We start from the raw sequence: 24,221 nt of genomic DNA, 5'->3' as shown, positions 1-24,221 counted from the left end.
ATGGCGGGCCAGGAGCACTCAAAGCGATCCGGCAATGCTGGCCCGCCACCGGGGTTCAGCGCTGCCTGTTCCACGTGTGGCTCAACACGAAAACCGACCTGACAGGGCACCCGAAAACCCCTGCTGGCAAGGCATTACTGCGCCTCGGAGGCAACCTCGCCGCCATCAACACTCTCGACGAAGCCGCCACATGAGCCACCCAACTCAACAATTGATGGAACGCTTACGGGTATCTCACCCGCGAACGAACCTACAACACCAGCTGGCAACCAGGACAACAACACTGGTGGTACACCCACTACCGGCTTCGACGCGCCTACCTACACCTAGCGAAGCTACTGGCCAACAAGTCCCTGTTCACTCATCTTGCCCCCAGCGTTGCCACCCTTGGCATAGCAAGAACCACAAGCGGGACTGCTACCTCACCAGCCACTACCAGCCACCAGCCCGCAAACCCCTCACCACGCGTGCCGACAACCCCGGCACACCAGCCCGCTACGACACCGCCATCGACTACGACACCAACTACCAAGACGGATCACTACACATCAGAAAAGGCTGGGCAGGACACTCAACACCCCGCGACAAGCCCACCCCATACACACATTTCGGGCATTAACTCTTCGTTCCCACTTGGATGTGCCGGTGCGTGATATAAGCATACCTAAAGTGTTTAGCGCAGTAGACAAATAATGTTTAGTGAGCTAGACTTAATGTGCGAAAAGGCGAGACCTACTCAAGAAACTCAAAACCATTGCCCAGCAAACAGGCAACCCCATGACCACCACAGAAGGCGGACGACACACCCAAATCACAATAGGCCCCCACGTCACCTACGTCCCCCGTCACAGGGAAATAGACGAACACCTGGCCAAAGAAATCCTCAAGCAAGCGAAAGGACTCAAATGAACATCCACGCAACCGCCAGCTTTCACGGCAAATGGTGGGTACTCGAATTTGAAACACCAGCAGGAGTGCGATTCACTCAAGCACGCCACTTAAAAGACGCCGAAGAAATGATACGCGACATCTGCACCATGGAACATGTGAACGTCGAGAACGTTGCTATCAAGCCGCAGGTTCCCGCCATTGTGCGTGAATACCATGAAAAAAGCACCCGTGTCACCCAAGAACAAGAAGCCCTCGCACGCACATCGAAAAAAACAGTCGCAACACTCAGGGATCTTGGAATGTCTGTCCGCGATGTTGCCAGCGTCATGGGAATCTCACCGGGGCGAGTATCCCAACTCGCCAAGTAGGCGCACTACTCCCTCAAAACATCTAACACTTTATCACAGGATTGTGTGAGTGGGTAGCGTTCATGCGCGTGTTGACCACAGCAAGAGGGTAGGTTTTCGGCTTACCCGCCCTAGGTTCAATGACCCCCCGGTGTACCCATAGGTCGAGGCGGTTGTCTGTGAGGGTGGGCCATATTGTTTTCAGGTCCTGCCGCGTCACATACACGTCTAGGCTGGCAACATGCAGGAGCCGCGTTCAGGCTGCCTCGCCCTGGGTGAGATACAGGCGGTCGCAAATGTTGCACCACGACTGGTCGGTGAGCCCGCGCCTGGTGGGGTACCGGTAGATCCTCCCACCACATTCACACGTGCCGACGAGCATGGGAGCATGCTCGGTCAGGCGGGCGATGCGGTGGTGGATGCGGTGGATCTCGTCCAGGACAGCATCCGCATCCGGGTAGTGTTCTGCTGCCCATGGCATGTCACGCTGCAGGTCAGCTATCGGACTGCCTGTCGAGTGCGTGCCGCGCTCACCGGCAATCAGCGTGGCGTAGGAGGAGAGGATTTTAAGGCTCCCACGTGTGTGCGGATACCTGGCCACCCGTCATCGGTTTGGTCGATCCGGTGGTCGAGCCCGAAGGGTAGGCCGTTGTGCCTGGCGCACCTGGCTGGCGTGACGCGGGCTGACCTGACACCATACACGGCCAGTGACTGCGCGGTGAGCAGTGGGAGCCATGCGGCTATGTCGGATAGCTCGTTGATGGCTCTTTTTTCCTGTCGTTTTGTTGTGTCTTTGTACGTCAACCTGTCTCCCATCTTTTGGTGTACACACCTCTTGACACTACTGTTAATAGGTGTTATCATTTAGCTATGACGAAGCCAATGCCGTACCGGAAACTAACCGCACTCCTCAAGTAGGCAGGCTTCACTTCACGCCAAGGTAAAGGCGACCACGAAATATGGACCAACGGGCCTTTCCGCGTTACCATCACCCAAACCCGCGAAATCTCTCCAAGCCTCACCCGCAAAGCACTCAAAACAATCGAAGCAAGCAAAAGAAACACAAAATGAACGCGATAACCATCACTGCCCGCCGCTGGAGCGGCGGCTGGGAACTGTGGAACGGTAACGACATCTGGACACAGGTGCGCACTCTTGCCAAAGCCCGCCAGCAAGTAATTGACTACCTCGACACGATGGAAGAAGACATCGATCACTCCACGTGGAACATCACGATCGTCCCTGAAATAGCACAAGCCGCCCAGGTCGAGCAATCTGCCGCAGCATCTAAACTGGCTGAAGAATCCGCCAGAGCGGCCTCCGCGGCATCCCGAAAAGCAGTGCGAGCCCTGAAAGACGATCACTACTCTCTGGCAGATATCAGCTACATTATGGGCTTGTCCCGCGCACGCGTCTCGCAACTCGCCAACTCTTAACATCCAGATTCTTTCCGCCAATTCAGACCAGCTGCCATTTCTCTTGACAACGCTTCCTTGTCGCGGGGTTGGGAACCGGTGGGGTTGCCGTCAATAATGGTGGGTGCTTCTGGCTGTGCTTGGTCGTGTCGCACCCATCGTCGCGCTCCTTTCGTGTTGGCTTCAATTCTTGCAGGTTTACAATCGTTTTTCACCCGTAGGCAGGTGCGGTGAGCTGTGGTCGTAATGAGTCGCCTACCTAAATTCTTTAGGGGGCTTGACTTAAATAAGTCAATGGGGGTAGAATATAATAAAGAAGCGGAGAGACCTCATCAAACAACTCGACAAGATCGCCAAAGCCAAAGGAGAAACACTCACTCTCACAGAAGGCGGCAATCACTCCCACGCCCCAGAGAAGTCAACGAGCTACTAGCGAAAGCGATCATCAGTAGGGCACAGAAATGACACACATCAACGCAACCGCCACCCGCTGCGACGGATGGTGGTCCGCCGACTTCACCATCAACAACCGCGAGTACGGAACCCAAGCGCGCCGCCTCGACCAGCTCGAAGCCATGATCAAAGACGCCGCCACACTCATGACCGGCCAGCCCGAAGAAAGCTTCACCGTCACCATCGAACCCTGCGGGCTCCCACTCGAAGCAATCAACCGCTACAAGAACGCCACAAAAGCTGCACGAGAAGCAGAACAGGAACTGTCCGCGTCTTCGCGCAAAGCAATCCAACTCCTGACGCAGGCGGGCCTGTCTATGCGTGACATTGGATTGATCATGGGCATATCCGTACAGCGCGTCTCCCAGCTCGCTAACTCCTAAGTTCATAAGTCCGTATCCGACTTACTACTAGTCAAGGACGGCTAAGTCACTGTGCGTCATGAGTGCCCACTGGGAACCTAGGCCGTTGACTGCGCGGCGGTTGGCGACAACGGTCCCCGCGGGCGCATTATCGTTACCCATCTCGGTGTGCGCTTCGTTGCCCCATTGGCCGGGTAGGACGCAGCCGCCGTACCCTTTTGTTCTGACGACGATGCACCTGCCCATGTGTCGCATATTGACAATGTCGCCGGTGTCGCCGGCTCCAGCGAGTACTTTCCGGTCGATTCTATCGTCTACCTGTTGGGCGAGGTAGTTGGCGATGGTGTCGAGGAGCCTGCTAGCGCTGACACCTTCCCTGTAGATGTGGGCTTCGACGCGGTGGTCGCTTCCGGAAGTGGGTTGGTCGTGGGTGGTGATTTGGTGGTGAGGACGCGATGGATGACTCGGTCGAGTATTTCTTGAGCGATCAACATAGTGATTGTGATGGAACTGGTTTGTGTGATGCGCTAGATGTGCTCTTTGTCTTGGGTACGAGGGCGTGCGTTGATTCAGTTTCCACACTTAGTGCGTCTTCTGCGAGGGTGAGGCCGACTCGGCGGCGGTGATCTAGGCAATGACCACGTCAACACCGCATACCTGAGAAACGTCCGCGGTGGTGTGGCGCATCTGTAGCCTTTGGGGCGAATTCGTCTGCCACGTCATTGAACGCTGCACGCCAGGAATATCGACGAACTGAGTGTGACGTGTGTTGGGTGGCGGGTCGGACAGGCCGCCTTTGTGTTGCGTCAGATCCATACGAGGGCGGATCCGTTTGTGGGGATTAGGTATGCGTTCGGGAATTGGTTCGAGGCAGCACCAGTGCGAAGTACCCCCGCGTGCGCGGGGAAGAGTAGTGGTACACACCATTCACAGCCGTGTCCTCGGAAATACCCCCGCGTGCGCGGGGGAAGAGAGGGATCATCGCCGCTTCCGGCCGCTTGACTTGGAAATACCCCCGCGTGCGCGGGGAAGAGCAAGTGGAGGTCGAGGATGTTGGCGCGGGTCCGGAAATACCCCCGCGTGCGCGGGGAAGAGCCACGCATCCGCGACACATTCAACCGATCCACAGAAATACCCCCGCGTGCGCGGGGAAGAGCCACCGTGGGAACGTGACGGTGCTGCCGGGCTGGAAATACCCCCGCGTGCGCGGGGAAGAGCTTTACCGGGCGTGAGTAGGTCAAGAATTGCTGGAAATACCCCCGCGTGCGCGGGGAAGAGTGGCGAAAAAGTCAACGACGCCGCTGTGGGTTTGGAAATACCCCCGCGTGCGCGGGGAAGAGGCCTCAAATTCGGCTGGCACATTCTTGCCAACGGAAATACCCCCGCGTGCGCGGGGAAGAGCTCACGATACTAAAAAGCATTCACTACCCGCTGGAAATACCCCCGCGTGCGCGGGGAAGAGCACCCCACCCGCAAAGACGGGTCAGCATCCCCGGAAATACCCCCGCGTGCGCGGGGAAGAGGAGATCCCAAAGGGTGGCACCCTCTCCTATATGGAAATACCCCCGCGTGCGCGGGGAAGAGCCGGATCTGATCAAGGCCATCAAGCTAGGAGAGGAAATACCCCCGCGTGCGCGGGGAAGAGTGCCCTGATACTTGATCGAATGCCCACGCCTCGGAAATACCCCCGCGTGCGCGGGGAAGAGCAGCCCGCACCGTGGACGCTGGACACCATGCCGGAAATACCCCCGCGTGCGCGGGGAAGAGTGCCCCATGATTCCTAGAGGGTGAAAGTACTTGGAAATACCCCCGCGTGCGCGGGGAAGAGCCTTATAGGTCAATCCCTGGCCAAGCACTGCAGGAAATACCCCCGCGTGCGCGGGGAAGAGACAGTTTGAGATGTACTCATGCGACTATTCTAGGAAATACCCCCGCGTGCGCGGGGAAGAGCTTGCTCCTATGGGCGTGGAGCTTACGTATTCGGAAATACCCCCGCGTGCGCGGGGAAGAGGCAACCCGGCTTCCTTGAGCCACTGTTTCCACGGAAATACCCCCGCGTGCGCGGGGAAGAGGACTTAGCGCTGACCGGGCAAAACGGGGAACTGGAAATACCCCCGCGTGCGCGGGGAAGAGTCACAGCAGTAGGAGACGCCCTAGGTAAACTCGGAAATACCCCCGCGTGCGCGGGGAAGAGAGATACCCCCACTCCACAGCCAGGCGCGACCGGGAAATACCCCCGCGTGCGCGGGGAAGAGTGGATCACAGCCGGTCTGCTCGAAAAATCAATGGAAATACCCCCGCGTGCGCGGGGAAGAGCATTCAAAATATGCCATGTGTGATCCTGGATCGGAAATACCCCCGCGTGCGCGGGGAAGAGTCGAGCCCGTTTTTTGTGCGCTCGGGGGATGTGGAAATACCCCCGCGTGCGCGGGGAAGAGCGAAACTAGCGTTAGAGCCGCTAGGAAGCGCCGGAAATACCCCCGCGTGCGCGGGGAAGAGTAATTGAACACTTCGATATATCAGCAGATGAAGGAAATACCCCCGCGTGCGCGGGGAAGAGATAGTGTGCGCTGGCAGCAAGTCCCGCGCCCCGGAAATACCCCCGCGTGCGCGGGGAAGAGGCTTTCTGGGGCGCTGGTTTGAAGCCGTTTGAGGAAATACCCCCGCGTGCGCGGGGAAGAGAGAGACTGCCCGTTCAACAAGTCTGTGACACTGGAAATACCCCCGCGTGCGCGGGGAAGAGCGTTTCGCGTAGGCGTTTGAGCCGGTATTTGTAGAAATACCCCCGCGTGCGCGGGGAAGAGCTGATGGTCAGGCGCAAGGGTTCGGGCACTGTGGAAATACCCCCGCGTGCGCGGGGAAGAGAATCTGCTTGCTGAACGGGTCAAGCCCTGTACGGAAATACCCCCGCGTGCGCGGGGAAGAGAAAGTCCCGGGGTCTGATGGGTTTCATTTCCTGGAAATACCCCCGCGTGCGCGGGGAAGAGCTTTCGCCATCGTGTGCGAGCACGCAGCCCTGGGAAATACCCCCGCGTGCGCGGGGAAGAGTATCTGGTTCATTTTTGATTTCCTTTCTGGCCGGAAATACCCCCGCGTGCGCGGGGAAGAGCGTTAATAGCTAGCTCGCATGTAATCGGCGCTGGAAATACCCCCGCGTGCGCGGGGAAGAGTCTACGGGCGCATGATCGACATTCCCGAACCCGGAAATACCCCCGCGTGCGCGGGGAAGAGGAACGGTTGACGAAAAAACCGTACTAGCAGTTGGAAATACCCCCGCGTGCGCGGGGAAGAGTGACCGACGAGAAGCACCAGCTGGAAGACCACGGAAATACCCCCGCGTGCGCGGGGAAGAGGCGTCATACGGAATCGCTTCCTTGGAATCACGGGAAATACCCCCGCGTGCGCGGGGAAGAGTGGCTGGACACTTGCCCGTCTTGTGGTGTGCCGGAAATACCCCCGCGTGCGCGGGGAAGAGTTGAGCCTGCCACCAGCTTTACTACCAGCCTCGGAAATACCCCCGCGTGCGCGGGGAAGAGCGCGTCTGGGCCAGCCCCGGCCGCACCAACACGGAAATACCCCCGCGTGCGCGGGGAAGAGATATTCGCGCTCAGCCACTCATTAGGCGGCACGGAAATACCCCCGCGTGCGCGGGGAAGAGTCACTACCCTGCCAGGCAGCAGCAGTGCTGCCGGAAATACCCCCGCGTGCGCGGGGAAGAGACCGTGCTCCATGAGCGCGTCGAATTCTTCTTGGAAATACCCCCGCGTGCGCGGGGAAGAGCACCTTGAGCGCGCTAAGAGAACTCTCAGGGAGGAAATACCCCCGCGTGCGCGGGGAAGAGCTGGTGACCACCTGAATAATGCCCTTAATGACGGAAATACCCCCGCGTGCGCGGGGAAGAGGGGTCGTGCTTCCATCGCTCGGACTGCAGCCAGGAAATACCCCCGCGTGCGCGGGGAAGAGTATATGAACCGGCTCACCGAAGTGTCAGATTCGGAAATACCCCCGCGTGCGCGGGGAAGAGGCGACCGATCGTGGCAACCCACTGGCGATCTTGGAAATACCCCCGCGTGCGCGGGGAAGAGCAGTGCGACCGTGAGCACCTGCATGATGATCTGGAAATACCCCCGCGTGCGCGGGGAAGAGTCTAAGTGACCTGCAGATATTAACGGGAGTTATACAATTTCTGAGTGGCCCTGCCGGGTAAGCCAGCGATCACCGTTACCCCATCAATATCCACAGCGGTTCGCGCCGAGTCACCAACTGACACCACGTTGAATCCTTGCTCTCGTGAAGGGTCACTGAAAATCATAGTAACAGCGCCTGAAGTGGGCACAGAGCTAATTCGTTCCCACAAACGTTCCACTACAACTTTCGACAAGTTCCCCACATATAGACCCACATCGGCTTCAGTCAGGAAACGGCTTAGATACCCGTGAAAATGCTCCTGCGATGCACGAACGCTCACAACAACAAACATCAGGAATCCTGCCCGTACTGCACATGGCCCGGAACCTGCTCATCATCCCCGATCAGTCGATCATCATCACGTTCCGGCAAATGCACCCGCAATACATCCATCAAGGCGTCCAGCATTCCCTCCAGGATTCTTTTTCTCCTGATCTCAACGCGCAGACCCTTACGAATCGCGGTCACAGGATCCTCATCATGAGCGTGCGAAAACACTAATGGAATAACCGTGTTTGCCTTATACAGATCCGCTAGATCATAGAGCAACGCCCTAATGTCGCCTCGATGAATGATTCCAAGCGCTGGATTAACCCCCAAAGTCGTACAAGCCGTCGCCGCGAGCCCATACATGATTGAGTTAGCGATGTTGAGGCCTACGTTGACCGGATCCTTCGCGTGTGTATCTCGCCTAAAACCACGTATTCTCGCCTTCTTCGCCTCGTTCCGATACGCATTTCGCATGAGGCGGCCCTCCATCCCTCGCATGGCTTCAATATTGGATCCGGGCATATCCTCCAGACCAAATTGGCGCTTATAGAGTTGAACCGCAGCCTGCTTTTGAAAATCCTCCGAGGCAATCAGGCGAGTCTGAGCAATCGCCCAGCGTGCAGATGAGGTCAGCGGTGTCGCATGCGAATACGCATTCACACCATTCGCACCACTGAAAATCACAGTGCAACCGGATCTGGTACACGACGTCAAGGCGGCGCTGGAAATACTCGTACCAGGCCCTAAACACAGCACCGCCAGTCCCGCGACCGGAATCTGAATTCGCGACAGAAGCACTTGCTCATCTTCTTCAGCGGTGTCGCCCTCGCTCCTCCTTAACGCAACAACACCGGTACGGTCCTGCCGAACCAGACACTGATCGACGTACAGGAAAGAAACTCGATCCTCGAAACGGACCTGCTCACCTGCCGGAATAACACTGAATGCTATAGCTTCCTCGGAGTACCCCATCGCTGACTCACTGACCTAGTCCTCATCCACAAACCCGACGAGCGGGTCGTAAAGATCTTCCGCATCAGGCACGAAATAGTAGCTACGCAGCAGTGAATGCGCCTCCCCAAGCGAAACCGGCCCTCGTTTAGATAAGGCTTCGAACTGTCTTCCGCTCAACGGAAGAGAGGCTCTTAATGCTACGCGTAGCGCATCTTGATCAAATGCTCTCACCGCCAATAGATCCTTCGCATCGCCTTCGAACGCTCCGGGAATTCGATCAGGATCGCCGCCGAGGATGACGCGAAACGTCTCGCTCCCATCCAGGAATCGCGTCTGCCTTTCTTCCACCGTCAGATCCTGGGTGAGCTGACTGAAATCTTCAACGTAGGCGTCGGGAAGAAGAGCATCAGATAGCCTTGCCCTTCTGTCGATGCCTGCCCGCGCCCTCGTCGCCCACACCGCCAATTCCTCAATATCATTCGAATCGACAGCATCATCGAAGGAGATAGTCGCCACGTCAACGAACGCTTGCGCATCGGCAGGCATCTGGATTCTCTCATGACTCATGAGCCACTCCCTCGTTCTGCGCAGCTCGGCGGGTAAGTATGGCAAGCACTGCCACGGCTGAGCGGATGAAATTGCAACGACCGACAGGGATTGACATACCATTTTCGGCACTCGCTGAGAGCGCTCAGGATCGGAACGTCTCCACTGGCGTCCGGCTCGTTGAATGACTGAAGCCGGCGGGCAAAGCTCGGTCCTCAGAAGGTCGAGGTCAATATCCAGTGACGCTTCGATCGCCTGTGTCCCGATTAGGACAATCTGATCGCCACGACCATTCGGCCCGAGGGTGTCCTCCAAGGCACTCGCAACTCGCCTGCGGTGCTCAGCTGTCATTCGAGAGTGAAGGACCAAAATGCGTCCGTCGGCCTCCAGTTTTCTGCCCAGCTCCTGCGCTCGAGCGACAGTATTGCACACAATTCCGATACGCGAACGAGGGAAATCGAGACACTGCTGCCGACACCATGACACATGAGAGTCCACTAGCCTTTCATACGGCTCGTCAGCCAGTTCCACTCGAATAGTCTTGCTGGCCGCGGACATTGGCACTGTATTCAGCCCAGCCTCGTTCAACGTCTCTGAAGCCGGAAAGTGTGTGTCACTCAATTGGAGATCACGAGATCTATACGCCGTCATCAGAGCTTCGCGTTGCCAGCTCGGCATTGTTGCAGTCAGGAATGTCACCCGCGTTCGGGTGGCAGAAAGCCAGGGCAGAATTCCTTCAAGAAGTTTCGTCTGGTACTGGTCAAGAGTGTGCACCTCGTCAATCACGACGTGCGCGTTAGCAAGTGCCAGCAATCTGAGGTGAATCCACTTTGCCGGCAGACTTGCCATCAATGCCTGGTCCACGGTCCCCACAGCTACAGGCGCGAGGAGCCTGGCTGCGCCGCTCTTGACGAATGATGAGGGATACAGTCCGCTGGGTTGAGACGATGTGCTGTCCTCGTGCGTATCAACCGAAACAGGATTGACGTAGAAATCCTCCACCGATGCCAACTCGTGCGCCAGTGCCGCAACGTTTGAGGTCGTCGAGTACGCTCTTTGAACTCGCCGCATGATTGCGTTTGAGGTTGCTTGAGTTGGAAGAAGAAAGATGAGACGTTCATTTCGAGTCGAGTGGCGTAAAAGGGCCGCTTCGGTTTTTCCTCCACCGGTTTGCGCCATTAACGACCACAGCCCGTCACCTACCGACAAAGCTTCCTCCTGGACGGGCCGAGGGTCGTGTTCACCCAGGATCGAGCGTTGTGCCTCTTCTTCGCTCCCCCACGAGCTGTATATTCCGACCGTATCGCGCACCCGTTTCGCAGCATCTTTTCGCCGTTGGACGATCCACTGAGCCGGATTCTTCAACGCGTCAGGGGTCCGGGTGAGGATCTGACCCCCGGCTTCCACAAACGGCACCCCTGAAGCAATTCGATCCGCAAGAATCGTCAGACCGGAAAGCAGGAGCGTAACCGTCGGGCTCACTTCATCGGGCATTTCACTGACGTCAACATCGCAGGCCGCAGCAACGCACGCCACGAGATCCCGCTGAGCCTGGAGCCATCCGTACTCTTCAAGTTCTTTGCTTGCAGTCTTCCGCTTAGCTGCAAAAATCCGGTTGTGCTCCCCCAACGAAAAGTAGCCATGATGTCCAAGCGCCGCGAGGGCATGCCACCTGTCCCGCGCCTCGTCGCTCGATGACAGAAAACCCCCAGCGACGCAGTAGGCAGACCACTGCTCGTGTCTGCGAGCAAATCTATTATCGAAATCGCGCAAGGGTGACCCAACCGGTATCTGTCCATAGAAGCCGGACCCGTCGATGACTTCCCGTATTCGTCGCCAGTGGTCGTCATCTCTGCGGTACTGCATCTGAAAAATCGGTGACGCCTTGCCGATGTCGTGAGAACCTACGACGAACTGAACAATTCGGCGGGCATGCTCTCCGAGTTCTTGCTGAAGAAGATCTCGCAAACCATCACGGAGCCAGAGGTCAAAAAGCACCTCCGCGACGGTCGCAGAGTCCAGGAGATGCGCCAAGAGCGGATAGGGAGTGCCCACGCCGTCATCCTTCGACCACAGTTCAAGGTGCTCGTTCATCCGCACTTCTTTCCGCACTCAGACTCCTCGTATCGAGGCATGCTCATAACTGGCGTACTGACAGCAGCCCGCATCCGTAGGACTTAGCCCTGCCAACACCGTTAAGAATGAGCTTGTTCAACTGCGCAGAGTCGGCAACAATAGCTGCGCCATCGACCTTATCCACCTGCACAACTCGTTGCGAGGTTTTCCTGCCCTGGCGCGAAGTTCCCAGCACTTCCCTCCGATGGTTGATGATTTCAAGATCAGAAAGGCCGCCGGCAAGCTTGCCTTGAAGCCACGGCGTCATCCTGCTGATCGACTCCGGCGCCTGCTCGTCGCCGTCGAAGGGGACGGGCTTGATGCCACCGTTGCTCCCAGGATCAGAGCCGGAATCTCTGTTCTGCCGGCGCACAGCATTGATCGCGATGCGGAAAGCCACCGGTGTTCCCTCTGGGACCAGCCGCAGCTCCCGAGAGATCATCTGCGCGCCCTCAGGAAGGTTGACCGGAGCCACGCTCGACTGGATGAGGAAGAATGGCGGCTGACCAGGCAGATGCTCGACACGGAATAGCACATTCCACTGCGCCCGAGGGTTCGCGGAATCAGAATCTTCGAAAAGTGCCATCACCGCACGATGACGAAAAAGAGGATCATCCATTTTCCCCGACACTGAACCCTGCGCATCTGGAACTTGCTGCATAGCAACCATCATCGGGTATTTGACGAGGTAGATGGATCCCATGTCTTTGCCTTTCATAGGGGTCGGACTTCTGTTGTCCGCCCAACTTCGACGATAGCCAAAGAACGCCGCGTTGCGAAGCCTCAGGTCGGGCGATCAATGCCTGAGCGACAGCTGCAGCACGGGCGACGCTGAAGTGAGCTGCACAACTCTTTGTTCGTGTCCACTAGTATAATGGCCGCACTAGTTCATTTACTTCAGTAGATAGGACAGGAGCATTGGAGCTCAACGCGATCGAGGACGTTGCGTGGATCGATACCACTGTCGGCCTTATGACGCCCAAGGATTTCCTGCTTGAATGCCACACACCAGACGTGGCTCTCCGCCTTGATCGCCCAGCTTTCGAGGTCTCCGCACAGATCAGATTCCTTACCTCAATCCTCGCGGTCGCGATTCGCCACGATTCTGCTGATGTGCGACCCGGCAGAGGCATCGTGAAAGACCTGATCAACAATGGCCTCTCCCGTGACGCTGCAGACTTCATGGTGGAACAGCTTAAGGATGGATCCAACGTCTTCGACACCGAGCAACCTTTCATGCAGCGCCCCCCACTTCCTCGAGAAGAAAAGAAAATAGGGGACAGGTATTCGACAACTAAACCAGACGCTGTCAAGAAGCTGTCACCTGCAATGCCTCCGAGTCAAAGTGAAGATTTCTGGAATCGCAGAGTTGCCTACCCAACCACGCTTGCCCTGCCAGAAGCTCTACTCAAACTCACTACTTATCACTACTTCTCTCCGGCCTCAAACCTCAGTGTGACCATTGATTTTCGCACATCCCCCACGTCGCAGCCTATTTCCTACGTCGAAAAGCCACGTTCAGCAACTCCTGGCTTCCGTTTTCCTGGCCGAAGCCTCACTGCCACAGAATTCTACTGGCGGTACCCCAATGGGTCTTTTCTTAAGACCCTTCTTAGTTCCCTCCCCGCACGCTGGGTTAACGAGGGTGGCCTTCCCGCCTTTGCGGACCGAACCTGTGAAAAATCTCGAGCATCTAATGGTGACTTTTGTTCCCTCTGGTCTGCCACATGGAGCTCCAACACAGCGATCGGATACTGGAAAGGTACCGATCTGGTTCAGGTGAGGGTATGCGGAGTCCCAGAAGAGTGGCTACCGTTTCCTCTCAAAAAGATTGAAAAGAACAAGCGTGGCAAGAAAATACTCGAATTTATCGATACACCTCTTATAGAATGGCGGAACCACCGCAATACGCAGGATCCCTTCTACTTCTACCTCGCAGATTCAAAAGGCGTGCTTAAGGCGCAACGCTTGGACATTGGTCGCGACCCCACGGATCTGTCAGTGGAATGGTATTCCCTCAACAAGTCTGAAAAGCTCCTAGACAGATCTGCTGGCAATCTCTTCCCACCTCGATTCGAAAACGTGGACTTTCCCGAACCGGTTTTCCTCAGACACCTAGTGGAGGGAACGTCCCCATCACCAGTCGTGCGAGCATCCGAAATCTTTCAGCCACGCCGCGATCAATGGGGCTTCGATCTGCCAGAAGACGAACAGGATGCAATTGTCGCAATGGCAGTGGTTGTCACAGATCTGCACCGATATGTAACGGCGGCCTTTCCTCGAGGCGAGGCCAAAACGCAGGGAGGCAAATCACGCACCCAACGGGCCCGTCCACTGTTAGCAGGACGCTATAACGACGTATCCAGCGAATTCTGGCGCAGGATTTCCGCCGTGTATGAGGGATTCATTCAAAGTCTTCGCGCCCATGAGTCTTACCCAGGCGATCTCTTGACGGATCTTCGCGCCGCATCGTTGGAAACCTTCGATGAGATCACTGAACCTTATCTGGCAACAGATGCACAACAGATTTACGAGCTCCGCGCCGACCTGCAACGGGACATCAACAGGCGACTGAAAGACGCTAAAAAGGATGGCAAAGTCGCATTTTCTCAGGATGGTGAGCAATGACAACTGAAAGTCTTCCGGGTAGACAGCTTTTGCAGGAAATTCTCCGGCGACGAAACGATTCCGGTTTCCGCAAGCAGCGGGCGGAACTCAGACGCGGAGCGGACGATACCACCGAGTACTACGCAATTCCGTACGTGTACCCCGCGCTGCCAGCAGGAACTCGGGAGCATGAATATCGCGTGCTTCTTCGCATGGCTGCGATCGCCGCTGAATTCACGGATGTACCCTCATTTGAAAGAACGAAGGAGTTAAGGCGTAAACCGTTTGGACGCTGGTGCCAACAGGTGTCGTGGGCGAAAAAGAAGTCGCGCAGTTCTCGTGAAACCTCGGAGGTGAGTTCTGCGAGCACAGCCGAGACACTCGCCAGTTCTTCACCCACACACGATGCGATCGCAGAGCGCCTTGCCTATCTGCATACGCAGGACTTCGAGGAGGCAGTGAAGACCATCCGCCGCATCCTTCAGATCGCGGAATCAGTGGACGCAGTTCCCGCCCTCGACTACCTCGATCTTTATCGCCTCCTCCTCCACTGGGGTAAAGGCGCGAGCGCGCAATCACGAGCAATGCGGATGTCACCTCTGCGTGACTACTATTCCAATTTCGTTCCCCGGACTGATCAGATCATCGACGCAGCCGACCATTCAGAGGACTCAGACAAAGGAGAATGACTTCCATGGCAAAGAACCTGACCTTGCACTTTCTGACAAACGTGCCGTATTCGAATCTCAACAGAGATGATGCCGGAACGCCCAAACGGGTGATCGTTGGAGGCCAATTGCGAGCACTCCACTCCTCACAGAGCATTAAGCGAGGGATCCGCGCACGATATGAAGAAGCGAGTCTTGATACATCGGTTCGCTCGGGGCAACTAACCGACGAAATTGTGCGACTTGCGTACGCGATCAGGCCAGAATCTGATCTAGAGGCTTTGAAGGAACGAGCCAATGAATTAGTCAGCAAGCTGACTTCAAACAAAGGCAAGAGCGCCAACGGTTCCGACCGCTCAGTGTGGATGAGCAGAGAAGAGATAAACGTAGCAACCCAGAGAGTTCTGGACGAAAAGGGCGGTGAATTCATCCAAGACGACACGACGGGTTCCCTGGCGATAGCAGCCTTCGGGCGAATGTTTGCGAAAAAGCCGAACAAAAACACTGAAGCCGCAATCGCGGTGTCACCGGGAGTGACCACGCATGCCACGCCCATTGAGAGCGACTACTTCACAACTGTTGATGACCTGAAGGTTCGCGATCACAAAACCGGTGCCACCTATCTGGGTGTGCAGCGTTACGTCAACGGCACTTTCTACCGCACGGTGACCATTGATAAAGAACAGCTCAAGCGCAGCTGGAGCGCTTTCGACGATCCCGAATCCCGCGATAATGTGCGCGAGCTGCTTCGGGCAATGGTCTATGGCGCTCCGCGCGGCAAAGAGAATTCCACTGCCCCCTATACCATGCCTGTCCTCATTCTGGCGGAAGAGCAGCGCTGCCGAACCTCATACGAATTTGAAACACCCGTCGAGCCGAACGAAGGCGGAGGTTTCGAGGCACCCAGCATCACTGCCCTGAGCGACCAGTACCAGCGAGCTCGCGAATTTGATGCCGGAAACTTTGGCGACCTGCAATTGCTATCGGGCACCGCGAAGTGTCCGGAATCAGAGTTCCCAGGTGCTGACCGAGTGAACCTTCACGACCTTATTGAGCGCGTCGTCGATTGGATCTATGCGTGATTGACGGCATTTATCTGCGCCTGGCGGGAGTGCTGCAGTCGTGGGCTGGACCGGCAATAGCTGGAAATATCGTCCATACTGAGCGGTTTCCCACCCGGACGGGATTGAAGGGTTTGGTAGCGGGAGCACTGGGGGCGCCGCGTGACGACTGGCCCGAGTGGCTTGACGATGTTGAGTTCACCGTGCGCCAGGACCGGCGGCCGCGCGTAGTTGACGACTACCACACCATCAATCCGCGCACAGAATCTACGAAATTCAGGACGCGGCTGCTTCTGTCACATGGTGACAAAGTATCGGACCATAGTTTGGTTTTCACGCCTGACCAGCAAAACGGAACGTCAGTCGTTAACAGAACCTACCTGGCTGATGGAGAATTCATCGTCCGGATTGTATGCGACGCGCGCCTCGACGAACTGGAATCAGCCCTGTCATCCCCGTCATTCACCAGTTATCTGGGGAGGAAAGCCTTCCCGCCGGCCTTTCCTTTCTATCTGGGACGCGGATCCGTCGATTGTCTCGAGCAAATTCCCACACTCGACTGGCACAGTCATGCGCGCCGGAAAGTTACTCGACCTGACGCTGGAACAGGAACCGCCGATGTGCGGACCGCCGATTCCAACGCAGCGTCCGATTCAGTTCTACCGCGCACGACCCCGCTGATTTTCGTTGAGTATTCGCAGTACACCGGGCCAAAAGGGAAACGCACACAGTGTGCAGTCCCGCTGGCAACCGATCAGACACAGCGGCTTCAAGCGATATCCGACCTGCTCAGCATTCGACGCGAACTTGACTCACCCCCGCGTGGACAGGTGTTGTGATTTGGCCGGACGGGTCGGACAATGATGGGCAGACATCAACGAGCTCCATGCCGCACAGCGAAGGAGGCACCGTGTCCGACCAGTCAGCCCATTCAGACCAGTCAGCGCAGCCCACCCATCCGACCCAGCCAGTGAAACCACCCGTATCTGATGACGATCCACTGGTGACTGCTCCGACCACTCCGGTCACCAACGAGACGATCCGCACTCAGCTTGCGCACCGCACGATCCGCGCATTCACAGACGAGCCGGTCGGTGAGGACATCATGGACACGCTGATCGACGTGGCACGCCGCTCGCCCACCTCCAGCTTCTACCAGCAGATGACGATCATCCGTGTCACGAACGAGGACACGCGCAACGCGCTGGCCCGCAACGCGGGCCAACCCTACATTGGAGGCACGAAAGGCGAACTGGTCATCTTCGTCGCGGACCTGCATCGCAACGCCGTGATCCGCGAGCGCGCAGGCCAGCCCACCGACCCGGCATCAACGATCAACGCCTATCAGCAGGCCGGCCGCGACACCCTGATCGCCGCACAGAACTACGTGATCGCCGCTGAATCTCTCGGGCTCGGCACCGTCTACCTTGGCTCCATCGGCGCGAAACCGCAGGAAACGATCGACCTGCTCGGACTACCCGCACACACCTACCCCGTTGTTGGAGTCCTGGTTGGCCACCCGGCCCAGGAACCCCAGTTCAAGCCGCGGCTCCCGCGCGAGCTGACAGTTGGCGTTGACGCATACCCTGACCTGGACTCCGATCAGGCACGCGCGGCACTGGATGACTACGACGCCCTCGTCACCCGGTACTACGACATGCGAAACCTGAACAGCCGCGTCGACTCGTTCAGCAACCAGATCGTCTCGAAGTACGGCACGAGCCCATCGGAAACTGCCCCCGCCATGCAGGTCATGAACGATCAGGGCCTCGTCCAGAGGTAGTCCTCAGAACCCGTCAGCTGAGCGGCTCCCAGAATCTGTCAACAGGCAGATCTCAAAGCTAGTCAGCAGGCAAATCACAAATCCTGTCAGCAGCTCGTTCTTAGAAGTAGTTCGCCGGCGTCTCCCCGCGTACGGCGCGCTTAATCGGCAAAAATGTCGCGAATGCGCAGATCAGTGCTGCCAGGGCGCAGCCGACCGTCGTCAGGAATCCTCCGATGGCGCCGAACGCATCGATCAGGTGACCACCGATCAGTGAACTGGCAGACTGGCCGACCACCCACATTGTTCCGCACAGCGCCATGCCTTCGGTAAATCGGTAGGACGGCACCATACGCACAATCATTTGATTCACGTTCACCACGGTCGGTGCCTGCGCCAGTCCGGCGATGAACATGACGATCGCGGCACCCCACATGGAGTGCACGAATACCAGCATCGAACAGCCCACGGCCAGCGCAATCAGCCCGATGTAGAAACGTTTCCACAGCTCACCCTTCCAGTCGATCGCACCGTAGGTGAGGGCCGCGATCATGGATGCAGCTGAAAAACAGGCGGTGATCACGCCGGACAGTTCCTGGTGGCCCTGCTCGCCACTGAACGCCACGACCGACAGTGTCGTGATCGACAGGAACGCGCCGTAGGCCAGCTGAATGATCAGCATCGATGCGAACGCAACCGACCACAGGCCCTGGCGCGCCGCCGGTTGTGGCTGCGGGTTTTCGGTGGGCAAGTCGCCCTCGTCCGTGGTGGGTGAAGTGACGAGGGAGTCCTGCACGTCGCCATGACGGCGCAGTATTCGCGAGACCTGGCGCGCGATGGATCGGTGGCGGGTAGCGTACTGTGGGGCCGGTTCGTAGGTCGAATCTGCCAGCATGATCCACATGCCCACGCTCATGAGGACGGCGGCCAGGCCAAGGGACACGAGCGGCGAAATGGAGGTGGCAAGGAAGGCTGCCAGCGGATTACCAATCACCCACATGCATTCTTCGAGGGTGGACGTCAGTGACAGGGCAGAGTTGAGACCCTGTGGGCGTCCGCGCAGGGCGACTGCCCAACGTGCGCGCAGCATGGAGCCGAACGGTGCGTACAGGCCGAGCAGGGGGCTGAGAGCAAAGAGCACCCAGATCGGGGCGCGCAGCGCCAGGGCCACCATGACGGCGATGTCGGCCAGAACCCAGATCGTGATGATGGGAATGGAAACGCGGCGCTGGCCGTGGTTGTCAACCAGACGCCCAATGATCGGGCCGGCAACGGCCGAGGTGAGCGCCACGACCGCTGACAGAGCACCCGCCAGACCATAAGAACCGTAGGCGTGCTGAACGCCGATGAGCATGCCCATTCCGACCAGGGGAAACGGGAACTGTGCGATTGTGCCGCCGAATGCGAAACGAGGGGTGCGCGGAATGCTCAGCAGGGAGCGGTAGACCTTCACACCGTGTGATGGCCACTCATCTGCCGGCGAGCTGGAAGAGTGTGACGCATCGGCGGCGCATTCGGAAGTCTCGGGTGCAGGGGTCACATTCTGCGCGCTCACGTGTTCTCCGCAAAAATCGAGCTGAACTACTGTGTGAAGGGATTGATGAGGGCTGCATAGTCAGCATGCCTCTCAATGCACCATTGTCCACCATCGAGCAGGTTGTCGCACCGTGATTCTCCACGCATACACACCGAACTTTCAGTGACCGCGCAGCAGCGGCAGATCCGGGGTATTCATGGGGATATCGTGTGATCCAGCAACCGGATCAGCGATAGTTTACTTCCCGTGAGCGGCCAGTGCGGAAAAGTCGTGGGCGAATGTGGCCACGTCATCCCAGTTGGTGAATTCGACACGCTGGGTGAAGTCAATGTCGCGTCCCATGAAACGGCGGATCATCTTGATTACCGCGGTATCGAACGGGTTGTAGAGCGAAAAATCGAGGTCACCGGCAAATACGTCAATCATGTCCGGTTTCCATGGGGTGTGTTCGAAGAAGCGACGCATGTACACGTTTGTTTCCGGAGTGTTTTTGCCATCATTCGCGGCCACGAGGTTCACTCCGAAAAAAGCATTGGGGATGTGAGCCAGTGCTGCAGCGTTGGTGCGGGCAAAGCGCCACACTCGTGGGGAAAAATAACCGTACCTGGTGGAGGCTCCGACGATGACTGCCCGACCCGGTGCAGGCTCGATGCGTTCGCGTCCCGTGATGTCCAGGACGCGAGCATCGTTCCCGTCCTGGCGCAGGATGTCAGCGACGCGCCCACAGATGCGGCGTGTATGTCCAAATCGGCTTGAGCAGAGCACCACGATGTCCATAAACCCAGTTCCCGTCCGTCACATGTCAGGTACGGATCCACATCATAGTGCCGTTTTGCGGCTCGTAATATGACGGACTGTGGCAAAGAGCGTGCTGCGCGCACAGTTCCCGCTGCTCACACCGTTTTGATCGCGTCCTTGAGTGCAACGCGCTTGCCGATGCGCATCACCGCACGCTCGTACACGATCGAGCTCAACCACACCAACACCACCGTGGTGACGATCAGGATCGCCGTGCTGATGAACGGTTCCCACCACTGTGCCGTTCCCATGTACAGGCGTGCCGGCATCGCAATCGGAGCACTGAATGGCACATAGCTCATGACGGCCATGACCGTGGTGTTGTCAAAGTAGAGGATGACCAGAACGTACGGAATCATGATGAGCATCATGAGTGGCCCGGTCACTCCTGCGACGTCTTCCTGGCGTGACACCAGTGAAGCAGCACCGGCATAGAGCGCAGCCAACACGATGAAGCCCAACAGGAACAGAATCACGAACCAGATCAGAGCCGATCCCAGCTCACCGAGCAGCAAATCCTGCCCCGTCACCAGCAGACCCGTCGTCGCCAGAATTGCAGCCACACCGATACAAGTGAACGCCACGATCGTGTTACCTGCGATCTTGCCGCACATCAGTGCGCGCGCACCCGTCGTGGCCAGCAGAATCTCCACAATGCGGCTCGACTTTTCCTCCACGACGCCTTGCGCCACGTAACTGCAGAATGTGACCGCACTGAGCATGAACAGGGCCGCAAAGATGAGCGAGATCATGAACGCCATCATGCTGTCCACTTGTGGTGGATCCAGAAGTTCAACCTTTGGGTAGGCCGCCAATACATTGATCACGTTGGCCGGTTCTTTTTCCAGTGCCACCACTGTCAGGCCAACGGGTGAGTCTCCCTCGTCAATGACGGCTTCGACGCTGCCGTCGCGCAGGAGTTCTTCACCGCCGGACCTGTCAGCAACTTCGGTGGCATCTAGCCCCACGCTCGTGGCCATCTGCGTAACGGAGGGTCCGACAGTGGCGACCGAAGGCACCTCATCATCGTCGCCGAGCAGCCCGGGGATGATGGTGCCCGCAAGGACGCCAAGACCCACGATCGACACCATGACGATGAAAGCTTTGGACGTGAATCGTGTTTTTGCCTCGCGTGCGGTAATCAGCACGACTTGCTGGAACCAGTTCATTCGATGACCTCTTTGAAGATTTGTGCCAGTGAGGGGACGATGGGGCCGAAGTGCAAGAGCTGACCCGCTACGTCGCGACGGTGCAGAGCCTGCTCGACGACGCGTTGTTCTGCCTGCTCGTCGGGTGCTGAAAAGCGTGCAAATCCGCCTTCCAGGGCGCTGACTTCGATTCCGGGCATGTCACGAATCCACCCGCAGTCACCGCTGACTTCGATTTCGAACGAGCGGTCCGAGTACTGTTCGCGCAGCTCTTCCCTCTCTCCCGCGGCCACGATGTGACCGTCGCTGATGATGACGAGGTCCTCACATAGGCGCTCGACCACGTCGAGCTGGTGAGAAGAGAAAAGCACCGGAATACCTGTGTCCGATATGCGTTGCAGGACGCCGAGCACCACATCCACCGCGAAAGGATCCAGACCGGAAAAGGGTTCATCGAGGATCAGCGCTGTCGGGTGGTGCACAATCGCCGCCGCGACCTGGGCGCGCTGTTGATTGCCAAGCGACAGGTTTTCCACCGGTTCCGCAGCGCGTTCCGATAAGCCGAGTTCATCAAGCAGCTCATCAGTGGACGTGGATGCGTCGTGCGCGGACACGCCGTGCAGACGCGCGAGGTAGATGAGTTGTTCGCGCAGCGGCATTTTCGCGTACAGGCCGCGTTCTTCTGGCATGTATCCGAATTGCGCGCGCTGAGCGGTGCTCGTCGTGTGTGAATCGATCAGGACTTCACCCGAGTCAGCTTCCAGGACGCCCATGATGATACGCATCGTCGTTGTTTTCCCGGCGCCGTTTCCGCCAACGAAACCCGTCATGCGCCCATCGGCAACAGTCATGGACAGATCGTGGAGGACCTGGTGGCCGGAAAATGACCGGTTAAGATTTCGAACTTCCAGCATGGTGCTTACGCTACGTGCCACCTGAGCCGATCCGCATCCGTCTGGCGGATGATTCCTATCGGTCGTGCGACTGATTTTCGCTTCCCGCCACCTCCCTGACCCCGCGCCCGTAGGATCATGACTTTATGCTGGATTCATGACGGGTCCGATTGTCGAGTTGAACTCCACATGGGTCAGGCCGCGTCCCACTGAACAGGGGCTCAGGCGTGACATTGTGTTGGCCTGCGTGCTGGCCGCATGGTCAGCTCTGACGGTTCCCCTCTACTTGCGTTCGGGCATATTCACGGAAGTTGCCCCCATGTGGCTGACGCTCGCCTCTCTGGCGATCACGTTTACAGCTTCCGCGCTGCGCCGACGCATTCCCTGCACCGTGGCCCTCATTATCACGGCGGCGTTCCTGGTAAATGCGCATTTTGGCGTGCCCGAGCAATTGGTCACCTCCCTGTGCCTGTCGATCGCTCTGTACACGGTGGGCGCGTGGGGTCGCCAACGCGTGCGCGCATTGGTGGTGCGGCTGGTCTGCACCGCGGCGATCGTGATCTGGTGCGTCGTGTGGCTCATCCTCGCCTCCTCCAATGTCGAACTTTTCCCCGGTATCTCCCGCGCCGGCGTCTTTTCTGCCTATGCCACGGTCATTCTCATCACCGTCATGACAAACCTGTTGAACTTGACACTTGCCTGCGCAGTCGGTGAAGCCTCCTGGCAGTGGGCACGCATGCGGGCACGCCTCGAAGCGCAAGGCGGAGAGTTGGAACGGGAACGTCGCACCACCGCTACCCAGGCTGTCGTGCTGGAACGACTGGCTATTGCGCGCGAACTGCACGACGTGGTGGCTCACCACATCTCTGTCATCGGCATCCATGCCGGCGCTGCCCGGTTGAACCTGACATCGGATCCTTCGAAGATCGGCCCCGCCCTGGAGCACATCGAGGAAGGCACGTCCGCCGTGGTCACAGAGCTGCGCCGCCTCGTGCACACGTTACGTGACCCGAGCAATGGTGAAGACGGGCCGACCGTCGGCATCGCACAGATCCCTTCCCTTGTAGAAGAGGCCGCGCACATCGGTATGGATGTAACCACAGTTGTGGTGGGTGAGCCGCGTCCGGTGCCGATGCTGGTCGACGTCGCTCTATACCGCGTGGCTCAAGAGGCGCTGACGAACGTGCGTAAACACGCGCCGAAACGCAGCCGCGTCCAGGTCATCGTCCGGTTCGCCTCTGATGCGGTGGAGGTTGAAGTGGTTGACACGTCCAGGGCAATGATTGCCGATCGACGAGGGCGGCCCGCGCATTCGGCGAGCACGTCAACGGGAATGGGGTTGCGTGGTATGCGTGAACGTATCGGTGCGGTCGGGGGTACTGTCGAAGCGCATCCCGGTCAATACAGCGGGTTCGTCGTGCGCGCACATGTCCCCCTGATGAAATCGACCGGTGATCGTGATCCCAGCACAGTCGCCAGGCAGGAGATGGCATGATTCGAGTCGCCCTCGTTGATGATCAGGCGTTGGTGCGTTCCGGGCTGCGCATCATTGTCAACACTGCTGACGATATGGAGGTTGTCGCTGAAGGTGCGAACGGACTGGAGGCACTCGACATTGCACGCAGTGCGAGGCCGGATGTGATCTGCATGGATATTGAGATGCCCGTGAAAGATGGGCTCAGCGCGGCGCGCGAGATTGTGGACGAATGTGCAGATAGCGGGCCGGAGATCATCATGCTGACAACGTTTGGAGATGATTACTACGTTGTTGATGCTGTTTCTGCCGGCATCAGCGGGTTTCTGCTGAAAACGTGCAGGCCTGAGGAACTTCTCGACGCAATTCGGCGCGTCGCTGAAGGCAAGGCGATACTGGATGATGACGTGACGCGCATTGTCATGAACGCGATGCGTCAGCGGAGCGAAGGTGCTCGTGGCGAAGGTGGTACTCGTGGCTCTGAAATGGATGCGGGCCACGCTTTGGATCCACGCCAGGCTCTGGAAGCCGCCAATGTGACCGACCGCGAGCGCGAGGTACTCGAACTTCTGGCAGCCGGTCACACCAACGCGGAAATCAGCGAGGCTCTTTTTGTCAGTGAATCCACGGTGAAAACTCACGTGTCGAGTTTGCTGCGCAAGGTGCACGCTCGTGATCGTATTCAACTGGTGGTGTGGGCACATGCGCACGGCATCAGACCGCGCAGCTGAC

The 24,221-nt window shown here is 57.9% G+C and carries 21 protein-coding genes, 1 pseudogene and 1 CRISPR repeat array; of the genes and pseudogenes, 11 read left to right on the top strand and 11 right to left on the bottom strand.

Features of this window, described 5'->3' with window-relative positions; all coding sequences use genetic code 11:
- Nucleotides 1-194 (top strand): annotated as a pseudogene (locus AC1EJ1_RS05855) (hypothetical protein); the annotation flags it as partial.
- A 711-nt stretch (nt 195-905) separates the two neighbouring features.
- Nucleotides 906-1,259, top strand: coding sequence for a hypothetical protein (locus AC1EJ1_RS05850; protein ID WP_070726137.1), 354 nt, complete (start codon nt 906-908; stop codon nt 1,257-1,259).
- A gap of 235 nt (nt 1,260-1,494) precedes the next feature.
- Here the strand turns inward: AC1EJ1_RS05850 and AC1EJ1_RS05845 are convergent, their stop codons facing one another.
- The gene (locus tag AC1EJ1_RS05845) at nt 1,495-1,839 is read right to left on the bottom strand and encodes a hypothetical protein (protein WP_285016386.1); all 345 of its coding nucleotides are present in this window, start codon (nt 1,837-1,839) and stop codon (nt 1,495-1,497) included.
- A 466-nt stretch (nt 1,840-2,305) separates the two neighbouring features.
- Between AC1EJ1_RS05845 and AC1EJ1_RS05840 the strand changes: the two genes are divergently transcribed.
- Nucleotides 2,306-2,674 (top strand): antitoxin HicB, encoded by a 369-nt coding sequence (locus tag AC1EJ1_RS05840; protein ID WP_285016385.1) that lies wholly within the window; start codon nt 2,306-2,308, stop codon nt 2,672-2,674.
- 440 nt (nt 2,675-3,114) lie between these two features.
- Nucleotides 3,115-3,489: a sigma-70 family RNA polymerase sigma factor gene (locus tag AC1EJ1_RS05835; RefSeq protein WP_285016383.1), complete on the top strand. Its 375-nt coding sequence runs from the start codon at nt 3,115-3,117 to the stop codon at nt 3,487-3,489.
- A 27-nt stretch (nt 3,490-3,516) separates the two neighbouring features.
- Here the strand turns inward: AC1EJ1_RS05835 and AC1EJ1_RS05830 are convergent, their stop codons facing one another.
- The 6 genes from AC1EJ1_RS05830 to cas6e all read right to left on the bottom strand — a co-directional run bounded on the left by AC1EJ1_RS05830 (nt 3,517) and on the right by cas6e (nt 12,244).
- Nucleotides 3,517-3,714, bottom strand: a complete 198-nt coding sequence (locus AC1EJ1_RS05830) for a hypothetical protein (protein ID WP_285016382.1) — start codon at nt 3,712-3,714, stop codon at nt 3,517-3,519.
- A gap of 381 nt (nt 3,715-4,095) precedes the next feature.
- Complete coding sequence (locus AC1EJ1_RS05825) at nt 4,096-4,284, bottom strand: hypothetical protein (RefSeq protein ID WP_070726127.1); 189 nt, start codon at nt 4,282-4,284, stop codon at nt 4,096-4,098.
- A 66-nt stretch (nt 4,285-4,350) separates the two neighbouring features.
- A CRISPR array of direct repeats spans nt 4,351-7,614; the repeat unit is 29 nt; unit sequence GGAAATACCCCCGCGTGCGCGGGGAAGAG.
- Between the two features lie 19 nt (nt 7,615-7,633).
- A complete protein-coding gene (gene cas2e, locus AC1EJ1_RS05820; RefSeq protein WP_285015492.1) occupies nt 7,634-7,948 on the bottom strand; it encodes a type I-E CRISPR-associated endoribonuclease Cas2e in 315 nt (104 codons plus the stop codon).
- On the bottom strand, nt 7,948-8,898 hold the full coding sequence (gene cas1e, locus AC1EJ1_RS05815; protein WP_285015489.1) for a type I-E CRISPR-associated endonuclease Cas1e: 951 nt from the start codon (nt 8,896-8,898) through the stop codon (nt 7,948-7,950). Before cas1e ends, cas2e begins: the two co-directional genes overlap by 1 nt.
- Before the next feature lie 15 nt (nt 8,899-8,913).
- Nucleotides 8,914-11,520: a CRISPR-associated helicase Cas3' gene (cas3, locus tag AC1EJ1_RS05810; protein WP_285015487.1), complete on the bottom strand. Its 2,607-nt coding sequence runs from the start codon at nt 11,518-11,520 to the stop codon at nt 8,914-8,916.
- 43 nt (nt 11,521-11,563) lie between these two features.
- Nucleotides 11,564-12,244, bottom strand: coding sequence for a type I-E CRISPR-associated protein Cas6/Cse3/CasE (cas6e, locus tag AC1EJ1_RS05805; RefSeq protein ID WP_285015484.1), 681 nt, complete (start codon nt 12,242-12,244; stop codon nt 11,564-11,566).
- Between the two features lie 215 nt (nt 12,245-12,459).
- Here cas6e and AC1EJ1_RS05800 point away from each other — a divergent pair, with 215 nt between their 5' ends.
- From AC1EJ1_RS05800 to AC1EJ1_RS05780, 5 genes are all read left to right on the top strand, one after another.
- Entirely contained in the window at nt 12,460-14,169 is a 1,710-nt protein-coding gene (locus tag AC1EJ1_RS05800) for a type I-E CRISPR-associated protein Cse1/CasA (protein WP_480295517.1), read from the top strand.
- Nucleotides 14,166-14,837, top strand: a complete 672-nt coding sequence (locus AC1EJ1_RS05795; RefSeq protein WP_070726119.1) for a type I-E CRISPR-associated protein Cse2/CasB — start codon at nt 14,166-14,168, stop codon at nt 14,835-14,837. Before AC1EJ1_RS05800 ends, AC1EJ1_RS05795 begins: the two co-directional genes overlap by 4 nt.
- Nucleotides 14,834-15,898, top strand: a complete 1,065-nt coding sequence (gene cas7e / locus AC1EJ1_RS05790; RefSeq protein WP_227469252.1) for a type I-E CRISPR-associated protein Cas7/Cse4/CasC — start codon at nt 14,834-14,836, stop codon at nt 15,896-15,898. Before AC1EJ1_RS05795 ends, cas7e begins: the two co-directional genes overlap by 4 nt.
- Nucleotides 15,895-16,716 carry a type I-E CRISPR-associated protein Cas5/CasD gene (gene cas5e / locus AC1EJ1_RS05785; protein ID WP_070726117.1) on the top strand — a complete coding sequence of 274 codons (822 nt, stop codon included), beginning with the start codon at nt 15,895-15,897 and terminating at the stop codon, nt 16,714-16,716. The genes cas7e and cas5e overlap by 4 nt, the downstream gene beginning before the upstream one ends.
- A gap of 71 nt (nt 16,717-16,787) precedes the next feature.
- A complete protein-coding gene (locus AC1EJ1_RS05780) occupies nt 16,788-17,660 on the top strand; it encodes an NADPH-dependent oxidoreductase (protein WP_285015479.1) in 873 nt (290 codons plus the stop codon).
- A 100-nt stretch (nt 17,661-17,760) separates the two neighbouring features.
- On the opposite strand, the gene AC1EJ1_RS05775 is transcribed toward AC1EJ1_RS05780, so the two are convergent.
- The 4 genes from AC1EJ1_RS05775 to AC1EJ1_RS05760 all read right to left on the bottom strand — a co-directional run bounded on the left by AC1EJ1_RS05775 (nt 17,761) and on the right by AC1EJ1_RS05760 (nt 22,036).
- Nucleotides 17,761-19,194, bottom strand: coding sequence for an MFS transporter (locus AC1EJ1_RS05775; RefSeq protein WP_285015478.1), 1,434 nt, complete (start codon nt 19,192-19,194; stop codon nt 17,761-17,763).
- Between the two features lie 219 nt (nt 19,195-19,413).
- Entirely contained in the window at nt 19,414-19,941 is a 528-nt protein-coding gene (gene hemG / locus AC1EJ1_RS05770; protein WP_285015475.1) for a menaquinone-dependent protoporphyrinogen IX dehydrogenase, read from the bottom strand.
- Between the two features lie 128 nt (nt 19,942-20,069).
- Nucleotides 20,070-21,143: an ABC transporter permease gene (locus AC1EJ1_RS05765; RefSeq protein WP_285015473.1), complete on the bottom strand. Its 1,074-nt coding sequence runs from the start codon at nt 21,141-21,143 to the stop codon at nt 20,070-20,072.
- Complete coding sequence (locus AC1EJ1_RS05760; RefSeq protein WP_070726111.1) at nt 21,140-22,036, bottom strand: ABC transporter ATP-binding protein; 897 nt, start codon at nt 22,034-22,036, stop codon at nt 21,140-21,142. Before AC1EJ1_RS05760 ends, AC1EJ1_RS05765 begins: the two co-directional genes overlap by 4 nt.
- Before the next feature lie 136 nt (nt 22,037-22,172).
- On the opposite strand from AC1EJ1_RS05760, the gene AC1EJ1_RS05755 reads away from it, so the two are divergent.
- Together AC1EJ1_RS05755 and AC1EJ1_RS05750 are read left to right on the top strand one after the other, a co-directional pair.
- On the top strand, nt 22,173-23,510 hold the full coding sequence (locus tag AC1EJ1_RS05755; RefSeq protein ID WP_285015470.1) for a sensor histidine kinase: 1,338 nt from the start codon (nt 22,173-22,175) through the stop codon (nt 23,508-23,510).
- Entirely contained in the window at nt 23,507-24,220 is a 714-nt protein-coding gene (locus tag AC1EJ1_RS05750) for a response regulator (protein WP_092648999.1), read from the top strand. The genes AC1EJ1_RS05755 and AC1EJ1_RS05750 overlap by 4 nt, the downstream gene beginning before the upstream one ends.
- The last annotated feature ends 1 nt before the right edge of the window (nt 24,221 follow it).

The sequence above is a fragment of the Pauljensenia sp. C0170B4 genome, from assembly GCF_056590235.1.
Note: the sequence above shows the minus strand (reverse complement) of the source record. Positions and strands in the feature narration are given on the sequence as shown.